The organism is Sporosarcina sp. P19 (assembly GCF_002743165.1).
In the GTDB taxonomy this organism is placed as follows: domain Bacteria; phylum Bacillota; class Bacilli; order Bacillales_A; family Planococcaceae; genus Sporosarcina; species Sporosarcina ureae.
In genome coordinates this window covers 338,081-356,052 of record NZ_PDYR01000001.1, presented here as the reverse complement: position 1 = coordinate 356,052, position 17,972 = coordinate 338,081, and the positions used below count along the sequence as shown (strand labels likewise).

The window sequence follows — 17,972 nt, the reverse complement described above, 5'->3', positions numbered from 1 at the left end:
TACATCCACCTTTTTTAGAAGAAAAATCGTTGTATATCATTCCATGTCACAACAAGCATCAAAACCATTAATAACATGATACCTACAAAATGCACCATGCCTTCTTTTTGTTTATCAATCGGTTTACCCCGTAAGCCTTCAAATAGGAAGAACAACAGCCTTCCGCCGTCTAATGCAGGTAATGGCAGTAAGTTCATGATCCCTAGATTAATACTTAGCACAGCGCCCCAATTCATTAAATTGAAAATGCCGTGTTGAGCGACCTCTTCTGTCGCTTTATAGATACCTACAGGACCAGACAACGCGTCTATTGTGAACTGACCTGTAACTAGCATACCTAATAATTCAAAGATCTTCACAGTCCACGTGTATGTTTGTTCGGCACCGAACACTATGGATTTAATAAATCCTTTTTCCAATGGACTTGAATACATCACACCAATTTGACCGAATTCCTGTCCCGCATCTTCCACTGTATCAGGTACTACGTCTAAAATTACTTGCTTACCTGCTCGATCAACTTCTATAGACATCGGAACTCCGGCACTTTTTTGAATCGCTTCAGAAAACTTCAGCCAAGAATCAATTGACTTACCGTCAACTGCTGTGACTAAGTCATCTTTTTTCATTCCAGCCATCTCTGCAGGCGTATTCGGTTTCACTTCTGAGATGATCGGTTCATTGGTTGGTACGCCATTCATTAACCCAAGAGCTAGGAATATGAAAAATGCCAAGATGAAATTGAACAGCGGTCCTGCAAATATTGCCAACGCCCTGCTCCCCAATGACTTGGATTCAAACTGACGATCGTAGGGAGCAATTAATGTCTCTTGCCCTTTTTCGATGATCATAGCCGTTCTGGAGATTTTTAGATGAACCAATTGTCCATCTTCATCATATCCTTCAATATATAATTCTTTGTCTAGATCCGACTTCTCTACTTCCACGTTTAAAATATTCGGATTGGAAACATTTCGATTCAAGTAAATCTTTTCTATTTCGTCTTGAGCATTCAATAATAAACCTACGCGGTAACCTGGCTGTAATTCGACTGTATCGAAATCTTCACCAGCCATCCGTACATATCCTCCTAAAGGTAACAGGCGGATTGTGTATTGCGTTTCACCTTTACGAACGGCTAAAATTTTAGGTCCCATTCCGATAGCGAACTCTCGAACCATGATGCCAGCCTTCTTAGCAAACAAGAAATGGCCAAACTCATGAAATGCTACAAGTGTCCCGAATATTACTATAAACGCAATAACCGTTTCCATTCAGTAACCACCTTCACCGGCTGTAACAGCCTGAAATTAATCTTTATACTTAACTATACCATAGACTCTTTTTCGCGTATCGCGATCTGTCTCCAAAATTTCTTCCAAATTAGGATTTTGAATAGTTTGATGTTGCTGCATCATCTGTTCGATAATTTCTTCAATTTGCATGAAGGAAATATGACCTTCCATGAACAGTTGAACCGCCACTTCATTGGCCGCATTCATCGCTGTAGGCATAGTGCCCCCTTCCCTACCTGCATCATATGCAAGTGACAAGGCTTTAAATCGTTCATAATCCATTTTTTCAAAATGTAATTTGCCGATTTCATCAAGACGAAGACGTTTAGCATCAGCCATTGGAATACGATCCGGATATGTTAGTGCGTATTGAATCGGAACACGCATATCAGGTGAACCTAGTTGTGCCATGACGCTTGTATCTTCAAATTCCACCATCGAGTGGATAATACTTTCTTTATGTAGTAGACATTCTATCTGATCATATGGCATCGCAAATAAATGATGTGCTTCTATCACTTCTAACCCTTTGTTCATCATCGTTGCCGAATCAATAGTTAATTTATTACCCATCGACCAGTTGGGATGGGCGAGTGCTTGTTCCACTGTTACGTTCTGAAGTTGATCTCGCGTATAGTCCCTAAAACTCCCACCGGATGCTGTTAATATCAAGTTTGTGATACGTTTCTGATTCTCACCATTTAATGACTGGAATAATGCAGAGTGTTCACTGTCTACTGGAACAAGTGGAACATTATAACGTTGTGCCGCTTCCATGACTAAATTCCCTGCAGCTACCAGCGTTTCTTTATTAGCTATAGCAATCGTCATGCCGGCTTTAATCGCAGCGAGTGTCGGTCTCAGTCCTACACTGCCGATGACCGAGTTCAGCAAAATGTCTGCTTCCATTCCAACCGCCGCTTCAATAAGTCCTTCGTCGCCATGAACAAATTGAACTTCAGGAAACTCATTTTGTAAGCGCACAGCGTCAGCTTCTTTCAAAACAGAAACTAATTTCGGATGAAATCTTGTAATGATTTCACTTACTTTTTGAATGTTTCTTCCTGCCGACATTGCCGTTAATTCAAAGCGATCAGGATGAGCCGCAATAATGCTTAATGTCTGAGTACCTATAGAACCCGTAGCACCAAGCAAATTGATTTTCTTCATATTCTGAACTTCCTTTCCATTATCCTATGAATTGAACAAAATGAAGCAATGGGAGTACAAATAGTAAGCTGTCAAATCGGTCCATAATACCACCATGACCAGGCAACAGCTTTCCTGAATCTTTTACGTTATAGAAACGTTTCAGTGCAGATTCAACTAAGTCTCCCATTTGACCTACAATAGATGCCACTATTGTTATGATAATGAATGACACGTATGACGTAGCGATAGGGAAAAACATATTAAAAATTAGCGTAATCACGATCGCAGAAATTATCCCCCCAATAAATCCTTCAATCGTTTTATTAGGTGAGATATCCGGCCAGAGTTTTCGTTTACCAATTTTACGTCCGACAAAATACGCACCCGAATCTGTTGACCAGATGATAAGTAACGCATAGCCTATGTACTCTAAACCAAATAAACGAGTTTCAATTAAATAATAGAATCCAATACCAACATACAGCGCACTAATTGCACTGAAAGCAATATCTTCGAATGTCCATTTATTTTTCATTACTACAGTATAAACCAATAACAATAATATCAATACATAGATCATTTCAAGTTTCTCTAATCTCATAGCGCTTTCTACCTGTTCTGTCCATCTAGATGGAAGTAAAATGACGAGTAGTAGTAACCAAGAGATAAATCCACCGACAGAAAAAATGGACATATTACGCATGCGTAGTAGTTCGTATAAGCCAATCGTAGATATTGCAAAAATCATCATAATAAATGGCAATCCACCGACGATAATTAACGGCACAAAAAATGCAAGAGCTACAATTGCGGTGATGATTCTTTGCTTCATCTTTTCTGATCTCCTTCCAAGCTTCCAAAGCGTCGATCCCTTTTTTGGAAAACTTCAATTGCCTGTAAAAAGCAGTCTTCATCGTAATCTGGCCATAATACATCCGTGAAAATGAATTCTGCATAGGCTAGTTGCCATAGCATAAAATTAGACAGGCGCACTTCGCCGCTTGTGCGAATCAGTAAGTCGGGGTCTGGTAAGTGCGCGGTCATTAGTTTGGAACCAATGGAACTTTCATTCACTTCATCCACTTTTAATGTTCCAGCAGCCACTTCTTCTGCCAATTCTTTCATTGCATGAACTAGTTCCACTCTACTTCCATAATTCATCGCAAAATTCAAAACCAAACCTTTGTTATCTTTAGTTTGCTCTATTGCTTTCATAATCGCATTCTTTGTATGACTCGGAAGTGCATCCATATCTCCTATCATCTCTACTTTGATACCTTTTTCCATTAGCTCAGGTAAATACGTATTGAGGAACTCGCCCGGAAGATTCATCAAAAAGTCAATTTCTATCCTAGGCCTCTTCCAGTTTTCAGTAGAAAACGCGTAAAGAGTGAGTGCTTTCACACCCATAGCGTTTGCAAAATTGGTGATCTGACGAACAGTCTTCATTCCTTCGTGATGACCAGCAATTCGTGGCATTTTACGTTGCTTCGCCCATCTTCCGTTTCCATCCATGATAATCGCCACATGGTTAGGAATTTGTCTATTTTTAACAGCTTCCATCCGTTCGTCTAACAACTGAATGTCTGCCGTTTTTTTTCGCATTAGTTTTTTAAGCATAGCGTTCCCCCACTTGGCTCTATTCGGATACTCCTACTGACTATCCTACCAAATTGCATGGTAAATAGCATGCAAAAGAAAGAAAAGAGCGTCCTAAAAGTAGGACGCTCCTCCTTATAGAAAGTTCTGTACTCAGATTTCCAAGATTTCGTTTTCTTTATCTTTTGCTGTTTGATCGATCTTTTCGATAAACTCATCCGTCAGCTTTTGTACTTGTTCGTTATAACGGCGTAACTCATCTTCAGTAATTTCTGCATCTTTTTCAAGTTTCTTCAAGTCTTCATTGCTGTCGCGGCGGACATTTCGTATCGCTACTTTTGCATCTTCCGCTTCACGTTTTACATCTTTCACCAATTCTTTACGGCGTTCTTCTGTAAGTGCAGGTACAGCAAGACGAATAACTGATCCATCATTAGAAGGCGTAATACCGATATCTGATTTCATGATAGCCTTTTCGATTTCACTGATTGTAGTCTTATCATATGGTTGAACGACTAACAAACGTGGCTCAGGCACCGAGATTCCAGCCATTTGATTTAGTGGCGTAGGAGCTCCGTAATATATAACGGAAATTCTGTCTAATAAGCTCGCGTTAGCTCTTCCAGCACGGATAGATGCCAATTGTCTTGAATAGGCGCTATGTGCTTTATCCATACGTTCTTTCGTCTGATTCATCACTTCTTTTGTCATTGCTTATTCCTCCTGACGACCGTCCCGATTTCATCACCAAGTACGGCTTTTTTAATATTACCATTATCCATAATTGAGAATACTACGAGTGGGATATCATTGTCCATACATAGAGTCGAAGCAGTCGAATCCATTACTTCAAGCCCTTGACTTATCACTTCAAGATAGGACAGTTCTAAGTATTTTGTAGCTGTTGAATCTTTCATCGGATCGGCCGAATACACACCGTCTACGTTGTTCTTCGCCATTAAAATGACATCCGCTTCGATTTCAGCAGCACGTAAAGCGGCTGTTGTATCTGTAGAAAAATAAGGGTTACCAGTTCCTGCTGCAAATATTACGACACGCTTTTTTTCTAGATGACGAATTGCTTTCCGGCGTATGTAAGGTTCAGCAACTTGTCTCATGTCAATAGAAGACATGACTCGAGTTTCTGTTCCTAGTTTTTCAAGAGCATCTTGAAGAGCAAGAGAGTTCATAACCGTTGCAAGCATTCCCATGTAGTCAGCTGTTGTACGGTCCATTCCCATTTCACTTCCGACTTTCCCTCGCCAAATGTTACCGCCACCTACTACTACTGCTACTTCTACACCAAGCTCTACTAACTCTTCCACTTGGCTTGCAACCGATTTAACAACCTCCGGAGACAATCCGTAGCCTTGTTCTCCAGCTAATGCTTCTCCACTCAATTTTAACACGATGCGTTTATATATTGGAATACTCATGTTGGCCCTCCTGCAATTTCCTATTCTCAAAAAAGAGGAACACATGATGGATGTGCCCCTCTGTACGATTGGATTATACTTAGTTACCTTTTACTTGGCTCATTACTTCGTCAGCAAAGTTGTCTTCACGCTTTTCAATACCTTCGCCTACTTCATAACGAATAAACTCTACTAATGTTCCGCCAGTTGTCTTCACGAAATCGCGAACCTTTTGATCAGAATTCTTAACGAAAGCTTGATCTAAGACACAGATTTCCTCGAAGTATTTACCTAGACGTCCTTCTACCATTTTCGCTACGATGTTTTCTGGCTTGCCTTCATTCAAAGCTTGCTCAGTCAAAATGTTACGCTCTTTTTCCACTTCGTCAGCAGATACTTCGTCACGTGAAATGTATTTCGGGTTCATTGCTGCGATATGCATTGCTACATCTTTTGCTGCATCAGAATCTGTTGAACCTTCAAGAACAGTCAACACTGCAATTCGCCCACCCATGTGTAGGTATGGACCGAAAGCATCTTGATCTGTCTTCTCACGGATTTCAAAACGACGAAGAGTAATTTTCTCTCCAATTTTAGCTACTGCGTTTGAAATATGTTCAGACACAGTTAAACCATTTTCTAATTTCGCTACGTTAGCTTCTTCTACTGAAGCAGGTTTCGTAGCAAGTAAGAACTCAGAAATTTCCTTAACAAGTGTTTGGAAGCCTTCGTTTTTCGCTACGAAGTCTGTCTCAGCATTCACTTCAAGAATAACTGCTTCGTTACCTTGAATTAAAATGTTTGCGACACCTTCAGCTGCAATACGATCAGCTTTCTTCGCTGCACTTGAAAGACCTTTCTCACGCATAAATTCCATTGCTGCGTCCATATCTCCATCTACTTTAGTCAATGCTTTTTTGCAGTCCATCATACCTGCGCCTGTTTTTTCACGAAGTTCTTTAACCATTTGGGCTGTAATTGTTGCCATTTGACAATTCCTCCTATTAAATATCATTTGAAGTTGCTTATTGCTTTAAAAAGAGACGATAAGGGGTACGCCACTTATCGTCTCATCATTTACTCATTTCAGTCTGCAGTAACAGTTGCTGTTTCGTTTACTGTTTCAGCTACTTCGTCGTCTTCACCTTGACGGGATTCAATCAAAGCATCTGCCATTTTGCTTGTAAGTAAACGTACTGCGCGGATTGCATCGTCGTTCGCAGGAATGACATAATCGATTTCGTCCGGATCACAGTTAGTATCAACGATTCCAACGAGTGGAATATTCAATTTGATTGCTTCAGCTACCGCGATACGCTCTTTACGTGGATCCACGATAAAGATTACATCTGGCAAGCCTTTCATGTCACGGATACCGCCTAGGAATTTCACAAGACGTTCGTGTTCTTTATTTAATTGAGAAACTTCTTTTTTAGGAAGTACGTCAAACGTGCCATCCTCTTCCATTTTCTCAATAGCTTTCATACGTGCTACACGCTTTTGAATAGTACCGAAGTTAGTCAATGTTCCACCCAACCAACGTTGGTTGATGTAGTACATTCCAGCACGCTCTGCTTCTTCTTTGATAGCTTCTTGTGCTTGTTTCTTCGTACCTACGAAAAGAACTTTACCACCATCAGCACCGACTTGGCGCATGAAGTTGTAAGCTTCCTCCAATTTTTTGACCGTTTTTTGAAGGTCGATGATGTAGATGCCGTTACGCTCCACGAAGATATATTTCTTCATTTTTGGGTTCCAACGACGTGTTTGGTGTCCGAAATGTACACCAGCTTCTAGCAATTGTTTCATTGAGATTACTGACATGTTTAATTCCTCCTATTGGTTTTTTTATCCTCCGCGTACTTCCAGCGAATAAGTGACCATAATGGCACCCACTCATTCATCCGCACGCGTGTGTAGTAATACCATCTATTAAATTAACACAATCCTACGTTGTTTGCAACTACTGTGTTTAATTTCACTCAAACTTTAACAACAATTCGATTTCTGTCTTACCTTTTTTCAACTCTCTTGCAATATCCACTATTGATGTACCTTCCGCATAAAGCTGTTTCGCTATCTGTCTATCGTCAAGTGGTTTAGGTTGGATTACTGGTTTCGTTTCTTTTTCATTCTTTTCGATTTCAAGCGTCTTCTGATAAGAACGTAAAGCAAAATGTACAGGAACCGGATGTGGCTTCGGTTGTGGATCAGGCACTTCAAAACCTTCTGATACTGACTGCTCTTTTGGCTCTAAGTTTGAAGTGTGTTTCATTTGATATTCCGTTCGTTGATTCAGTTCATGAATCAAACGATCGTTTTCTTCTTTGATTTCTCCTAAGTAAGCTAATACGGATTGATCCATTTCTTTCATAAGCTGTTGTTGCTTTTTCTCCAGATTATTGAATTTCGATATTTTTAAGTACAGCAATGTCATGACCATAAATCCAATGATTTGTAAGATGAATAAGAGAGCTAGTAAAATCCCCATGATATTACCCGCTGTAATCAACAAACGAACCTTTAAACGGGTGCTTGGCTTGCTGCTGTTCTTTCTCTATTTTTTCCAGATGTCGTTGAGACTCATCGTCAGGTTGCCGACCATCTCCATCCAACTTTGCATAAGGATCAGATTTCATAACCGTTTCTCGGCTGTTTAGCGTCTGCTTTTCTGTTTGCATATTGGCAACGTCCTGAGCAAGTTGAGACTGTTGCTGCTTTTGCTCCGCTATTTTACCTGCCTCAAATGTTTTCGGGATAGCAATTTGAAGTTCGATAGCTTTCAAACTCATAAAATCCCTCCATCCGTAATTTCAGCCGCTAGTAGCGACCGTAACTTAAATAATGCTTTTGAATGTATTTGTGAGATCCTAGACGTAGAGAGACTTAATATTTCTCCGATTTCCGTCAGCGTCATGTCTTCTTGATAAAACAAACTAAGTACCAATTGTTCATTTTCATTTAGCTCTTTGATTTTCATTATCAATTCTTCAATCAATTCACCTTTAACAGCTTGTTGTTCTGGGGTTTTCGTTTGTTCGTCCTGCAATACAAAAGTCTGATCTTGGTCATCGTCATCATTCATTTTTTCATCAATGGACAGTACATTGGCAAAATACTGCTCATGCACAGTTTGATAAACTTGATCAGTTGTAATACCTAAATGATCTGCTACTTCTTCAGGAGTCACCGTTCGCAAGTAGGTTTGTTCGAGCTTACTAATTTCTTCATCCATTTTTTTAGTTTTTTCTCTCGAAGAGCGTGATAACCAATCTTCTTTTCGCAAACCGTCTATAATTGTACCTCGAATCCGAAATGATGCATATGTGTCAAATTTCAAGTCACGCGATGGGTCAAATTTTGTTAATGCATCGAAAAGCCCTTGGTAGCCAAGAGATTTGATTTCATCACGTGATACGTTTTTCGGCAGTCCAGCACTGATTCGTTGAACATGATAATTCACAAGCGGTGTATACATTCGAACTAACGTATCACCTGCATCAGGATCACGGTTTTCAATCCATAACTTCCACTGATGCCGTTCAGTTACATCTTGATTTGTCATCGAATTCACGCCTTTCCCGTCAGGTTCCTTCTACCGATTTTATCTCTTTATGTATAAGTATAACAAATTACAATAGATAAAGGCGACTAATGCATTAGCCGCCATCGTTCATACTGTTAAATTTCCTGCGTTCCAGCATTGACGGTGCGAATATACAGGGTACTCGTATCTGGATCAAATTCAATTGTACGACCACTCGATCCACCTGTATCTTCTGCAACAATTGGAATCGAATATCTTTTTAATTCTTTTTTTACCGCTTCTACATTACGCGGACCGATACGGATTGTATCATTTGAACCGAACTGAAACATTTGCGCACCGCCAGCAATTTTCGCTTTAATACTGAAAGGTCTAACTCCTTCTGATTTTAATAACTCCAACATAGCATGGATGCCCGTATCTGCGAATTTCGCCACGTTCAGTTTTGTCGATTTACCCAACTCACTGTCAGGTAACATGACATGAACCATGCCTGCTATTTTCTTCGAAGAATCATACAGTACTACACCAACACACGATCCCAGTCCTGATGTGCGAATCGTTTGAGGAGATTTTGCAATGTTCATATCTGCAATCCCTACACGCACTACTGTTTGAACGCTTGCCATCTATAAGACACCCAACGAACTGAATATCGTGCGATAAGACGGCGGATCGGGTAACAAAAAGAAGTGGCCAGCTAAGCTCGAAACACCTTGTTTCCCTGCTTGTAAAATTTCCGTCTCAATGACGATGACTTCATCACTGTATTGAGATACTTCGATCAGGCCAAAGCTCACAATAGCACCCACCATATCTATACTTAATGAAGGTACGGTTGGATATATATTTAATGAAGTAAAATCAGAAAGCGCGGATAGGTAAGAACCTGACAGGATGTTTCCCAACTCTTGTAATGCAGAAGCTCCCATACCCAAATCCTCTACATCGGTAAATGTAAACGCTACGTCCCCTGTCAATTTGCGAATAAATTGTGTAGCCGATTCAATAGTCAGTACGAAAAACATCGTGCCGGTCAAATCTCCATCGATACGGAGAAAAATACCCGCCACTACTTTTTCCGTACCACCGGCTAAATCAAACATTTCATCAAATGTAACCAGTTCAACTTTAGGTACACGCATGTCAATTTTCTGACCTAGCAACTGAGATAGTGACGTTGCAGCGTGTGCTGCTCCAATATTCCCAATTTCCTTTAAGACATCCAGGTGCATTTCGGTGATGTCGTTTTTAGAATTCATCCGCATTCCCCTTCTTGATCGGTTGTAGGACTTTTTCCAAATTCAGCATGACCAACAAACGCTTCCCTACTTTCGCCACGCCTGAAATGAATTCGGACTCGACAGATCCCACTACTTCCGGTTGAGGGCCTATTGCACTTGTCGGAACATCCATCACGTCATTCGCATCATCTACAATTAACCCGACTTCTGAACCCGCATGCGAAACGATAATAATGCAACTCGTCTCATCAAACTCTTTATATTCCATATCAAATCGTTCACGTAAGTCCACTACCGGCGTCACTACCCCACGTAAATTTAACACTCCTTTGACATAAGAAGGCATACGGGGAACACGTGTAATCGATAGTGATTTCTCGATAGATTCTACTACGTCAAGGCCAATTGCATATTCTTTATTCATCAATTGGAAGACGATCACTTTCATGTCGCTTACTTCTGTTGCTTTTGTCATGTCTCCACCTCGATTATTTAATCAATGCATTACAGTCAATAATTAATGCTACTTGACCATTTCCTAAAATCGTAGCACCAGATATCGCAAAGACACTCTGTAAATATTCGCCGAGTGATTTCAGTACAATTTCCTGTTGACCAATAAATGAATCTACGACTAAACCAGCTAAACTTTCACCCTTACGAACAATTACAATCGATTGGAACTCATCTTCATCATTACTTCTATTCTTCATTTCAAATATATCTTTTAAGTCCACCAACGGCACAATTGTTCCACGGAAATCGATCACTGGCTGATTGTGGGCATTTAAGATATCTGCCTTTTGAATAATGGCAGTTTCAATTATGGACGACAAAGGGATGGCGTAAATTTCCTTATCCAACTCTACTAACATTACCGAAATAATAGATAGAGTAAGAGGTAACTGCACCTGGAATAACGAACCTTTTCCTTCAGTGGAATCAATAGAAATATGTCCGCCAAGAGATTCGATTGTGTTTTTCACTACATCTAGACCGACACCTCGACCTGATACATCCGTAATAGAAGCCGCAGTTGAAAACCCTGAAGCTAATATCAATTCGGCTACTTGTTTATTCGTCAATGAATCGGCAGCTTCCCGACTAACAATACCCCGTTCAATTGCTTTACCTACTACGCGTTCACGGTTTACACCCGCTCCATCATCTTCGAGCTCGATAAATACATGGTTACCCGAATGATAGGCACGTAATGTTACAGTTCCAATTTCCGGCTTGCCATTCGCAATCCGTTCTTCTGGCATTTCGATACCGTGATCCAGAGCATTCCGAATCAAATGAACGAGTGGATCTCCAATTTCATCAATTACGGTACGATCCAACTCTGTCTCAGCTCCGATAATTTCCAAATCGATTTTCTTATTGAGGTCACGTGCTAATTGCCGAACCATTTTTGGAAATCTATTGAAGACTGTTTCGACAGGTACCATTCGCATATTTAAAATAATGTTTTGTAAGTCACCTGATACCCGTGTCATTCTTTCTACGGATTCATTCAATTCAGGGTTATGCAATTCACTGGCAATCGACTGAAGGCGACCACGGTCAATGACAAGCTCTTCAAATAAGTTCATCAAAATATCGAGTCGATCAATATTTACCCGGATGGTTTTATTGGAATTGGAAGATGTCGCCTTTTTAGTTTTAATAGTTTCCTTAGGTGCTTCTTTAGTTGTCATAGCTTTAGCAACAGGAATACTGGTTGTATCTATAACTTCCAGTTCAGCATCACTATTATTCAATGGGGCTTGCTTATATTTCTGCACATACTCATCTGTGATGTGTGTAATATGTACATCTTCTATTTCAGAAACTTTCAGTACTTTTGCCTTTAAATCTTCGGCGTCTTCTTGAGTCAATAACACAATCGTAAACTTCTGATCGAAATCCTCATTTTCTAATTGTTCTACTGTAGGAATCGTTTTGATAACTTCGCCTGACTTTTCCAAGATTTCAAATGTCATGAATACCCGAGCTACTTTCAATAAACAATCATCACGTAGTATAACTGTGATCTCTAATGCATTAAAGCCTTGCTCAGCAGATTGAGAAATAACCGTCAACTCAAACTCATCATAATGAATTCCCGTCGAAGTTACGACTTCAATTAAAGCTTCCTCATTTGTTGCTGCAGGTTCAGTTGCTAAATCAAGTGGTTGTCCAGCTTCAATCCGATTAAGAGTGTCCACTAACTTACTGACATCTTTTTTTCCGTCACCATCTGATTCGATGTCTTGTACCATTAGTTCGAGATCATCGACTGCTTCAAATACCACATCTAAAATTTCTGTTGTAACACTGATCTTCGAGTTTCGAATTGCATCTAGGACATTCTCCATTTTATGTGTTAAATTTGCAATGTCCTCATATCCCATTGTCGCTGACATTCCTTTAAGCGTATGTGCCGCTCTAAAAACTTCATTGACAATTGCCAGATCATCTGGATTATTCTCTAGTGCCAGCAACTGTTCGCTACAAGCTTGCAAGTGTTCTTTACTCTCTTCGATGAACATGTCCAAATACTGACTTACATCCATTGTAAAGCCCCCTAGTTACTTCAAATTTCCAATTATTGCTTTGGCGATCTGTTGTACATCTTTAATTTCGTCGCAAAGACCTGCATCAATTATCGCTTTGGGCATTCCATATACAACGGACGTGTTTTTGGATTCCGCTATAGTAATCGTCTTACATGAAGCACGTAATAATTCCATACCTTCTTTGCCGTCATATCCCATGCCTGTCATGATCGCCGTAATATATTCTAGTTCTTTATGTGTTGATGCTGATTCTAATAACACGTTTACTGCCGGGCGATGTCCAGAACGCGGCGCTTCGTCTCCGTCCAAAACAACTTGATAACCCATTCCAAATTTCTCAAACTTCAAATGCAAGCCGCCTGGCGCGATATAAGCTGTCCCATTTTCGATCGGTTCTCCGTGTTCAGCTTCTTTAACTGTAATCTCACTCAGACCATTCAGTCGTTCGGCCAAAGATTTAGTAAATCCAGGTGGCATATGCTGGACAATTAGAATTGGATATGGAAATTCTGCTGGAAACCTTGTAATAACTTCTTGCAAGGCCCTTGGTCCACCGGTCGATGTACCTATTATAACAAACTTCTTAGCAATAAGTGTCTTTTTTTTAGGTATGTTTACTGTTTTCACAGGAATTATTGGAGCTTTTCTGCTTTCATTCTCTATGTTTTGTCTGCCTGTCGTTGCTGTATGACGCTTTTGAATTGGTGTTATTTGTCGCGTCAATGTTTGAATGACTACATTTGATGCTGCAAATACTTTCTCCACAATTTCTTTTTCGATCTCATGAAGATTTAATGAAATAGCACCACCAGGTTTTGCTATCACGTCGACAGCGCCGTATTCTATCGCCAGAACTGCATTTTCTGTATTATGTTTTGTCGTACTTGATAATATCACTACAGGGATCGGCATTTGATCCATAATGAACTTTAAAGCTTCCAGTCCATTCATTACAGGCATTTCAATGTCCATCGTAATGACATCTGGTTGAAGATCACGTACTTTTTCCACTGCGTCTTTGCCATTTCTAGCAATGCCGATCACTTCCATCATGGGGTGTTTATTCAACATATCAGAAATTAACTTCCGCATAAAAGCCGAGTCATCTACAACGAGAACTCGTTTTTTCTTTGTGATGATCAAACTACACACGCCCCTTCAGAAAAACACCTTTAATTTTATCTAAGAATCCAGAGGTTTCAATAGAGGTGCACGGTTTGTTGCCGTGAATAAATGTGTCCGCAATCGCTAGCATTCGCTTGCTAACTTTTGCACTTGGATATAATTTGACGAAAGGAACTTGAGCGATTACCGCATTGCGTACATGAATGTCGTCCGGTAAAAACCCTAAAACACTAGTATCTACGGATAAAAATTTTCGCATAGCTAGCTGAAGACGTGCCACGGAATCACGTCCATCTTGCTCCTTTAGAACACGGTTACTGACTATATTAATAGTTTTGCTCGCATCTTGAAGACAGATGAACTTAATCATCGAATATGCATCCGTGATAGAAGTAGGCTCCGGTGTCGCAATTAAAACAATCTCATCCATCGCTAAAATCAAATCAATTGAACTCTTCGTTGCTCCTGCTCCCATATCGAATAATATGACATCATATTCCATCTGCAAAACAGAGAATGCCTCAATTAGTCGTTCAAACATTATGTCCGACCACTCAACCACACTTTCTAGTCCAGATCCGCCCGCAATAAATGCAAGATTTTCTTCAATTGGTGTCACGACATTCTGTAATTGTTGCTGATTAGTCAAATAATCTTTTAGATGATACGTTGGTGTAGCGCCAAATAATATATGAATATTACCCATTCCGATATCCATGTCTACAATTAATACTTTTTTGCCTTTCGCAACGAGTGCATATGCGAAATTAGCAGTAAAGTTCGATTTGCCTACCCCGCCTTTACCACTGACGATGGCAATTGCGCGAGCCACTGGTCGTTGACTTTTCATCATTTTTAGTCGCAATGCTTCCGCCTGATCATGCATTTGAATCACCTGCTAATAGAAGATCCAATATCTTCTCCAAGCTGGCTTCTGTCAAGTCCTCAGGTACTTCTTGTCCATCGGTGAAGTATGCCATCCCTAAATCGTATTTCAGCATCAGATTAATAATCGACCCGACTGAATTGGTTTCATCGGTTTTGGTAAATATGAATTTTTTGATTGGAAACTTATCAAATTGTCCAATGATAGTGTCCATATCCTGTTCCTTTGACGTAGTAGATAACACAAGAAACGTTTCCATATCTAATGAAAAATCAATGAGTTTCGATAAATCATCGACATATTTTGCTTCTTTATAATTTCGTCCTGCTGTATCGATAAATATGAGATCAAGATCTTTTAACTTTTCGATTGCGGTGCAGAAGTCTTGTTCGTTATAAGCAATTTCGACTGGTGCCTGAAGTAAATTGGCGTATGTTCGTAATTGTTCGATTGCCGCAATTCGGTACGTATCGGTCGTAATAAAACCGACTTTCTTTTTTTCTTCCAATAATGCACGTGCGGCGATTTTCGCAATAGTCGTTGTTTTCCCCACACCAGTCGGGCCTAGTACATTAATAAACTTTTTCTCATATGAGATTCCGCCGAAAGGTATGTTGCGAAGACGATCACTGAACCACGTTCTAATCAATTCCATTTGCTGTTCATTAGTAAAATCGATCTTATCTTGCTTCATTCGATTGAACACTAGATTGCCAATTTCAGTGATATATTCGCTTGCCAGACCTTGCATCTGTAACTTCTTCAATATAGGTAGTAGTTCATCAGGATACTTTTCAAATGTCTGATCAACTGGTTGTATATCTTTCAGCATTTGCTTAATCTCCCGCATTTCTCGTTGTATACGTTCAACAGACTCCGGTTCTGCAACAGCTTGCACAGAACGGACTTGTGATTCATATGTACGCTCAGCATTCGTTTTATCATAACTTGCAACCACTTCTACTGAACGTTTACGAAAAAGGCCCAAAAATCCTTTTGTTTTCGTAACGTTTGAACTTAGAATGACGGCATCGTCTCCAAAATCTTCACGGACTTTCGCCATAGCTTCGACCATAGTAGATGCTGTATACTTTTTCATTTTCATTAAATATCCACCACCCCTACACTTTGGACTTCCACTGATGCTTCCAATTCATTATAAGAGAGTATAGGTATCTGTGGGAAATACCGCTCCGTAATTTGACGTAAGTACATACGAATAGCAGGTGAACATAAAATTACAGGTGATTGGTCCAGCATAGCTACCCGTTCGACTTCTTGCGCAATTCGTTCCAAGATTAGTTGCGATTGTGATGGATCAATGGAAAGAAAGTTCCCCTGTTCAGTCTGTTGGATACTATCAGCAATGAGTTTCTCTACTTTCCCAGAGACTGTTAGTACTTTTAACGCCCCATTACCTACAACAAATTGACCAGTAATCTGCCGTGCCAGTGATTGTCGGGCGTATTCTGTCAGTACATCCACATCAGACGTGTACTTTGAATAATCTGCAAGCGTCTCAAAAATGATCGGTAAATTGCGGACGGAAACTTGTTCGTTCAATAATTTAGCAAGCACTTTTTGTATCTCGCCAATAGATAATGGAGTCGGTGTAAGTTCATCAACCAAAATCGGATATGTTTCGTGTACGTGATCTACTAATTGCTTGGTTTCCTGACGTCCGAGTAAATCGGATGCATTAGCACGAATGACTTCAGTCAAATGTGTAGATACAACACTTGGTGGATCCACGACTGTGTAGCCCATAATTTCTGCATCTTCTTTCGCTTCTTCAGTAATCCATTTCGCTGGCAATCCAAACGAAGGCTCTACAGTATCTATTCCCTCTATTAAATCTTCGCCCCCAGGACTCATAGCTAGATAATGATCTAACAATAATTCTCCCCTAGCCATTTCATTCCCTTTAATTTTGATACGATATTCATTTGGTTGTAATTGGATATTATCCCGGATACGAACAACTGGAATGACGAGTCCAAGTTCTATCGCCAACTGACGACGAATCATAACCACTCGATCCAGCAAATCTCCACCTTGCGTTGCATCTACAAGTGGAATGAGACCATAACCGAATTCAAACTCAATGGGGTCAACATTCAGGAGGTCCACAACATTTTCAGGTCTTTTTAATCCTTCAGTTTCTACATTTTCTTCCATCTCTAATAATTCATCTGGATCTTCATCTTCTTTACGTGACATCATAAACGCACCCATTGCGAGTGCACCTGCAATCGGAATGGTTAATACATCATTAATCGGCGTGGCCAGACCTAATAATAGAACGGTAATGGATGCTACATAAAGTAATTTAGGCTGTCCTAGTAACTGATTCGTTATGTCCGTACCTAAGTTTCCCTCTGATGCAGCACGTGTAACTACGATACCTGTCGCCGTTGAAATTAACAGGGCTGGTATTTGAGAAACAATTCCATCCCCGACAGTAAGTGTAGAGAATTGAAGTGCTGCTTCCGCAAACGGCAACCCCATCTGCACGACACCAATAATCATACCGACCAATAAGTTGATCATAACGATGATAATCCCGGCAATGGCATCCCCTTTAACGAATTTTGTCGCACCGTCCATTGCACCATAGAAATCGGCTTCGTTACTTACTTTTTCACGACGAGTGCGGGCTTCTATATCGGAAATCATTCCTGCGTTTAAGTCAGCATCAATACTCATTTGCTTACCCGGCATTGCATCAAGCGTAAAACGTGCTGCAACTTCGGAAACACGCTCCGAACCTTTCGTTATTACAATAAACTGAATGATAATCAAAATAACAAAAACTACTAGTCCCACAATAATATTTCCACCGGTAACGAATGTACCAAATGTGTCAACTACTCCACCTGCATTACCTTCCGACAGAATCGCACGTGTTGTAGAAACGTTAAGTCCTAGACGGAATAATGTGAGTAATAATAATAGCGAGGGAAAGATCGAGAATTGTAGTGCTTCCTGCATATTCATAGCAGTTAGTAAAACCATTAACCCAAGTGTGATATTGATAATAATCAAGAAACTTAATAACCAAGGTGGTAACGGGATGACAAGCATCGCAATGATCATAATAACCGCCGCGAGTACTCCTATATCTTTAAACTGCATGCCATCCCTACTT

The 17,972-nt window shown here is 40.1% G+C and carries 19 protein-coding genes; all 19 read right to left on the bottom strand.

The annotated features are described in order from the left end of the window. Window positions 1-14: 14 nt before the first annotated feature. A complete protein-coding gene (rseP, locus tag CSV74_RS01775; protein ID WP_099690358.1) occupies window positions 15-1,274 on the bottom strand; it encodes an RIP metalloprotease RseP in 1,260 nt (419 codons plus the stop codon). A 36-nt stretch (window positions 1,275-1,310) separates the two neighbouring features. Then, complete coding sequence (gene dxr, locus CSV74_RS01770) at window positions 1,311-2,465, bottom strand: 1-deoxy-D-xylulose-5-phosphate reductoisomerase (RefSeq protein WP_099690357.1); 1,155 nt, start codon at window positions 2,463-2,465, stop codon at window positions 1,311-1,313. 19 nt (window positions 2,466-2,484) lie between these two features. Then, complete coding sequence (locus tag CSV74_RS01765) at window positions 2,485-3,279, bottom strand: phosphatidate cytidylyltransferase (RefSeq protein WP_099690356.1); 795 nt, start codon at window positions 3,277-3,279, stop codon at window positions 2,485-2,487. After that, window positions 3,276-4,067 (bottom strand): undecaprenyl pyrophosphate synthase, encoded by a 792-nt coding sequence (locus tag CSV74_RS01760; protein ID WP_029053177.1) that lies wholly within the window; start codon window positions 4,065-4,067, stop codon window positions 3,276-3,278. The genes CSV74_RS01765 and CSV74_RS01760 overlap by 4 nt, the downstream gene beginning before the upstream one ends. 132 nt (window positions 4,068-4,199) lie before the next feature. Beyond that, window positions 4,200-4,757 carry a ribosome recycling factor gene (gene frr, locus CSV74_RS01755; RefSeq protein ID WP_099669375.1) on the bottom strand — a complete coding sequence of 186 codons (558 nt, stop codon included), beginning with the start codon at window positions 4,755-4,757 and terminating at the stop codon, window positions 4,200-4,202. Next, a complete protein-coding gene (gene pyrH / locus CSV74_RS01750; protein ID WP_029053179.1) occupies window positions 4,754-5,482 on the bottom strand; it encodes a UMP kinase in 729 nt (242 codons plus the stop codon). Before pyrH ends, frr begins: the two co-directional genes overlap by 4 nt. A gap of 79 nt (window positions 5,483-5,561) precedes the next feature. Further along, window positions 5,562-6,449, bottom strand: coding sequence for a translation elongation factor Ts (gene tsf / locus CSV74_RS01745; RefSeq protein ID WP_099690355.1), 888 nt, complete (start codon window positions 6,447-6,449; stop codon window positions 5,562-5,564). 98 nt (window positions 6,450-6,547) lie between these two features. Continuing rightward, entirely contained in the window at window positions 6,548-7,285 is a 738-nt protein-coding gene (rpsB, locus tag CSV74_RS01740; RefSeq protein WP_029053181.1) for a 30S ribosomal protein S2, read from the bottom strand. Between the two features lie 154 nt (window positions 7,286-7,439). Beyond that, the gene (locus CSV74_RS01735) at window positions 7,440-7,952 is read right to left on the bottom strand and encodes a helix-turn-helix domain-containing protein (RefSeq protein WP_099690354.1); all 513 of its coding nucleotides are present in this window, start codon (window positions 7,950-7,952) and stop codon (window positions 7,440-7,442) included. 4 nt (window positions 7,953-7,956) lie between these two features. Then, window positions 7,957-8,253 (bottom strand): RNA polymerase subunit sigma, encoded by a 297-nt coding sequence (locus tag CSV74_RS16850; protein WP_233190726.1) that lies wholly within the window; start codon window positions 8,251-8,253, stop codon window positions 7,957-7,959. Then, window positions 8,250-9,026 (bottom strand): FliA/WhiG family RNA polymerase sigma factor, encoded by a 777-nt coding sequence (locus tag CSV74_RS01725; RefSeq protein WP_099690353.1) that lies wholly within the window; start codon window positions 9,024-9,026, stop codon window positions 8,250-8,252. The genes CSV74_RS16850 and CSV74_RS01725 overlap by 4 nt, the downstream gene beginning before the upstream one ends. Before the next feature lie 116 nt (window positions 9,027-9,142). After that, window positions 9,143-9,637, bottom strand: a complete 495-nt coding sequence (locus CSV74_RS01720) for a chemotaxis protein CheD (protein WP_029053185.1) — start codon at window positions 9,635-9,637, stop codon at window positions 9,143-9,145. Then, window positions 9,638-10,270 carry a chemotaxis protein CheC gene (locus CSV74_RS01715; protein ID WP_029053186.1) on the bottom strand — a complete coding sequence of 211 codons (633 nt, stop codon included), beginning with the start codon at window positions 10,268-10,270 and terminating at the stop codon, window positions 9,638-9,640. Then, complete coding sequence (locus tag CSV74_RS01710) at window positions 10,260-10,727, bottom strand: chemotaxis protein CheW (protein WP_099669378.1); 468 nt, start codon at window positions 10,725-10,727, stop codon at window positions 10,260-10,262. Before CSV74_RS01710 ends, CSV74_RS01715 begins: the two co-directional genes overlap by 11 nt. Window positions 10,728-10,740: 13 nt before the next feature. Then, window positions 10,741-12,810: a chemotaxis protein CheA gene (locus CSV74_RS01705; RefSeq protein ID WP_099690352.1), complete on the bottom strand. Its 2,070-nt coding sequence runs from the start codon at window positions 12,808-12,810 to the stop codon at window positions 10,741-10,743. Between the two features lie 15 nt (window positions 12,811-12,825). Beyond that, entirely contained in the window at window positions 12,826-13,956 is a 1,131-nt protein-coding gene (locus CSV74_RS01700; protein WP_099690351.1) for a protein-glutamate methylesterase/protein-glutamine glutaminase, read from the bottom strand. Window position 13,957: 1 nt separating this feature from the next. After that, a complete protein-coding gene (locus tag CSV74_RS01695; protein WP_099690350.1) occupies window positions 13,958-14,824 on the bottom strand; it encodes a MinD/ParA family protein in 867 nt (288 codons plus the stop codon). Next, window positions 14,817-15,929, bottom strand: coding sequence for a flagellar biosynthesis GTPase FlhF (flhF, locus tag CSV74_RS01690; RefSeq protein WP_099690349.1), 1,113 nt, complete (start codon window positions 15,927-15,929; stop codon window positions 14,817-14,819). Before flhF ends, CSV74_RS01695 begins: the two co-directional genes overlap by 8 nt. Further along, on the bottom strand, window positions 15,929-17,959 hold the full coding sequence (gene flhA / locus CSV74_RS01685; protein WP_099669383.1) for a flagellar biosynthesis protein FlhA: 2,031 nt from the start codon (window positions 17,957-17,959) through the stop codon (window positions 15,929-15,931). Before flhA ends, flhF begins: the two co-directional genes overlap by 1 nt. Window positions 17,960-17,972: the final 13 nt, after the last annotated feature.

What these genes read in the sequence shown, in the direction of transcription:
- CSV74_RS01695 (WP_099690350.1), bottom strand. Translation starts at nt 14,824, where the DNA reads ATGCATGATCAGGCGGAAGCATTGCGACTAAAAATGATGAAAAGTCAA.
- CSV74_RS01720 (WP_029053185.1), bottom strand. Translation starts at nt 9,637, where the DNA reads ATGGCAAGCGTTCAAACAGTAGTGCGTGTAGGGATTGCAGATATGAAC.
- rpsB (WP_029053181.1), bottom strand. Translation starts at nt 7,285, where the DNA reads ATGTCAGTAATCTCAATGAAACAATTGCTAGAAGCTGGTGTACATTTC.
- tsf (WP_099690355.1), bottom strand. Translation starts at nt 6,449, where the DNA reads ATGGCAACAATTACAGCCCAAATGGTTAAAGAACTTCGTGAAAAAACA.
- CSV74_RS01735 (WP_099690354.1), bottom strand. Translation starts at nt 7,952, where the DNA reads ATGGGGATTTTACTAGCTCTCTTATTCATCTTACAAATCATTGGATTT.
- CSV74_RS01765 (WP_099690356.1), bottom strand. Translation starts at nt 3,279, where the DNA reads ATGAAGCAAAGAATCATCACCGCAATTGTAGCTCTTGCATTTTTTGTG.
- pyrH (WP_029053179.1), bottom strand. Translation starts at nt 5,482, where the DNA reads ATGAGTATTCCAATATATAAACGCATCGTGTTAAAATTGAGTGGAGAA.
- CSV74_RS01715 (WP_029053186.1), bottom strand. Translation starts at nt 10,270, where the DNA reads ATGAATTCTAAAAACGACATCACCGAAATGCACCTGGATGTCTTAAAG.
- rseP (WP_099690358.1), bottom strand. Translation starts at nt 1,274, where the DNA reads ATGGAAACGGTTATTGCGTTTATAGTAATATTCGGGACACTTGTAGCA.
- frr (WP_099669375.1), bottom strand. Translation starts at nt 4,757, where the DNA reads ATGACAAAAGAAGTGATGAATCAGACGAAAGAACGTATGGATAAAGCA.
- flhA (WP_099669383.1), bottom strand. Translation starts at nt 17,959, where the DNA reads ATGCAGTTTAAAGATATAGGAGTACTCGCGGCGGTTATTATGATCATT.
- CSV74_RS16850 (WP_233190726.1), bottom strand. Translation starts at nt 8,253, where the DNA reads ATGAGTTTGAAAGCTATCGAACTTCAAATTGCTATCCCGAAAACATTT.
- dxr (WP_099690357.1), bottom strand. Translation starts at nt 2,465, where the DNA reads ATGAAGAAAATCAATTTGCTTGGTGCTACGGGTTCTATAGGTACTCAG.
- CSV74_RS01760 (WP_029053177.1), bottom strand. Translation starts at nt 4,067, where the DNA reads ATGCTTAAAAAACTAATGCGAAAAAAAACGGCAGACATTCAGTTGTTA.
- CSV74_RS01725 (WP_099690353.1), bottom strand. Translation starts at nt 9,026, where the DNA reads ATGACAAATCAAGATGTAACTGAACGGCATCAGTGGAAGTTATGGATT.
- flhF (WP_099690349.1), bottom strand. Translation starts at nt 15,929, where the DNA reads ATGAAAATGAAAAAGTATACAGCATCTACTATGGTCGAAGCTATGGCG.
- CSV74_RS01710 (WP_099669378.1), bottom strand. Translation starts at nt 10,727, where the DNA reads ATGACAAAAGCAACAGAAGTAAGCGACATGAAAGTGATCGTCTTCCAA.
- CSV74_RS01705 (WP_099690352.1), bottom strand. Translation starts at nt 12,810, where the DNA reads ATGGATGTAAGTCAGTATTTGGACATGTTCATCGAAGAGAGTAAAGAA.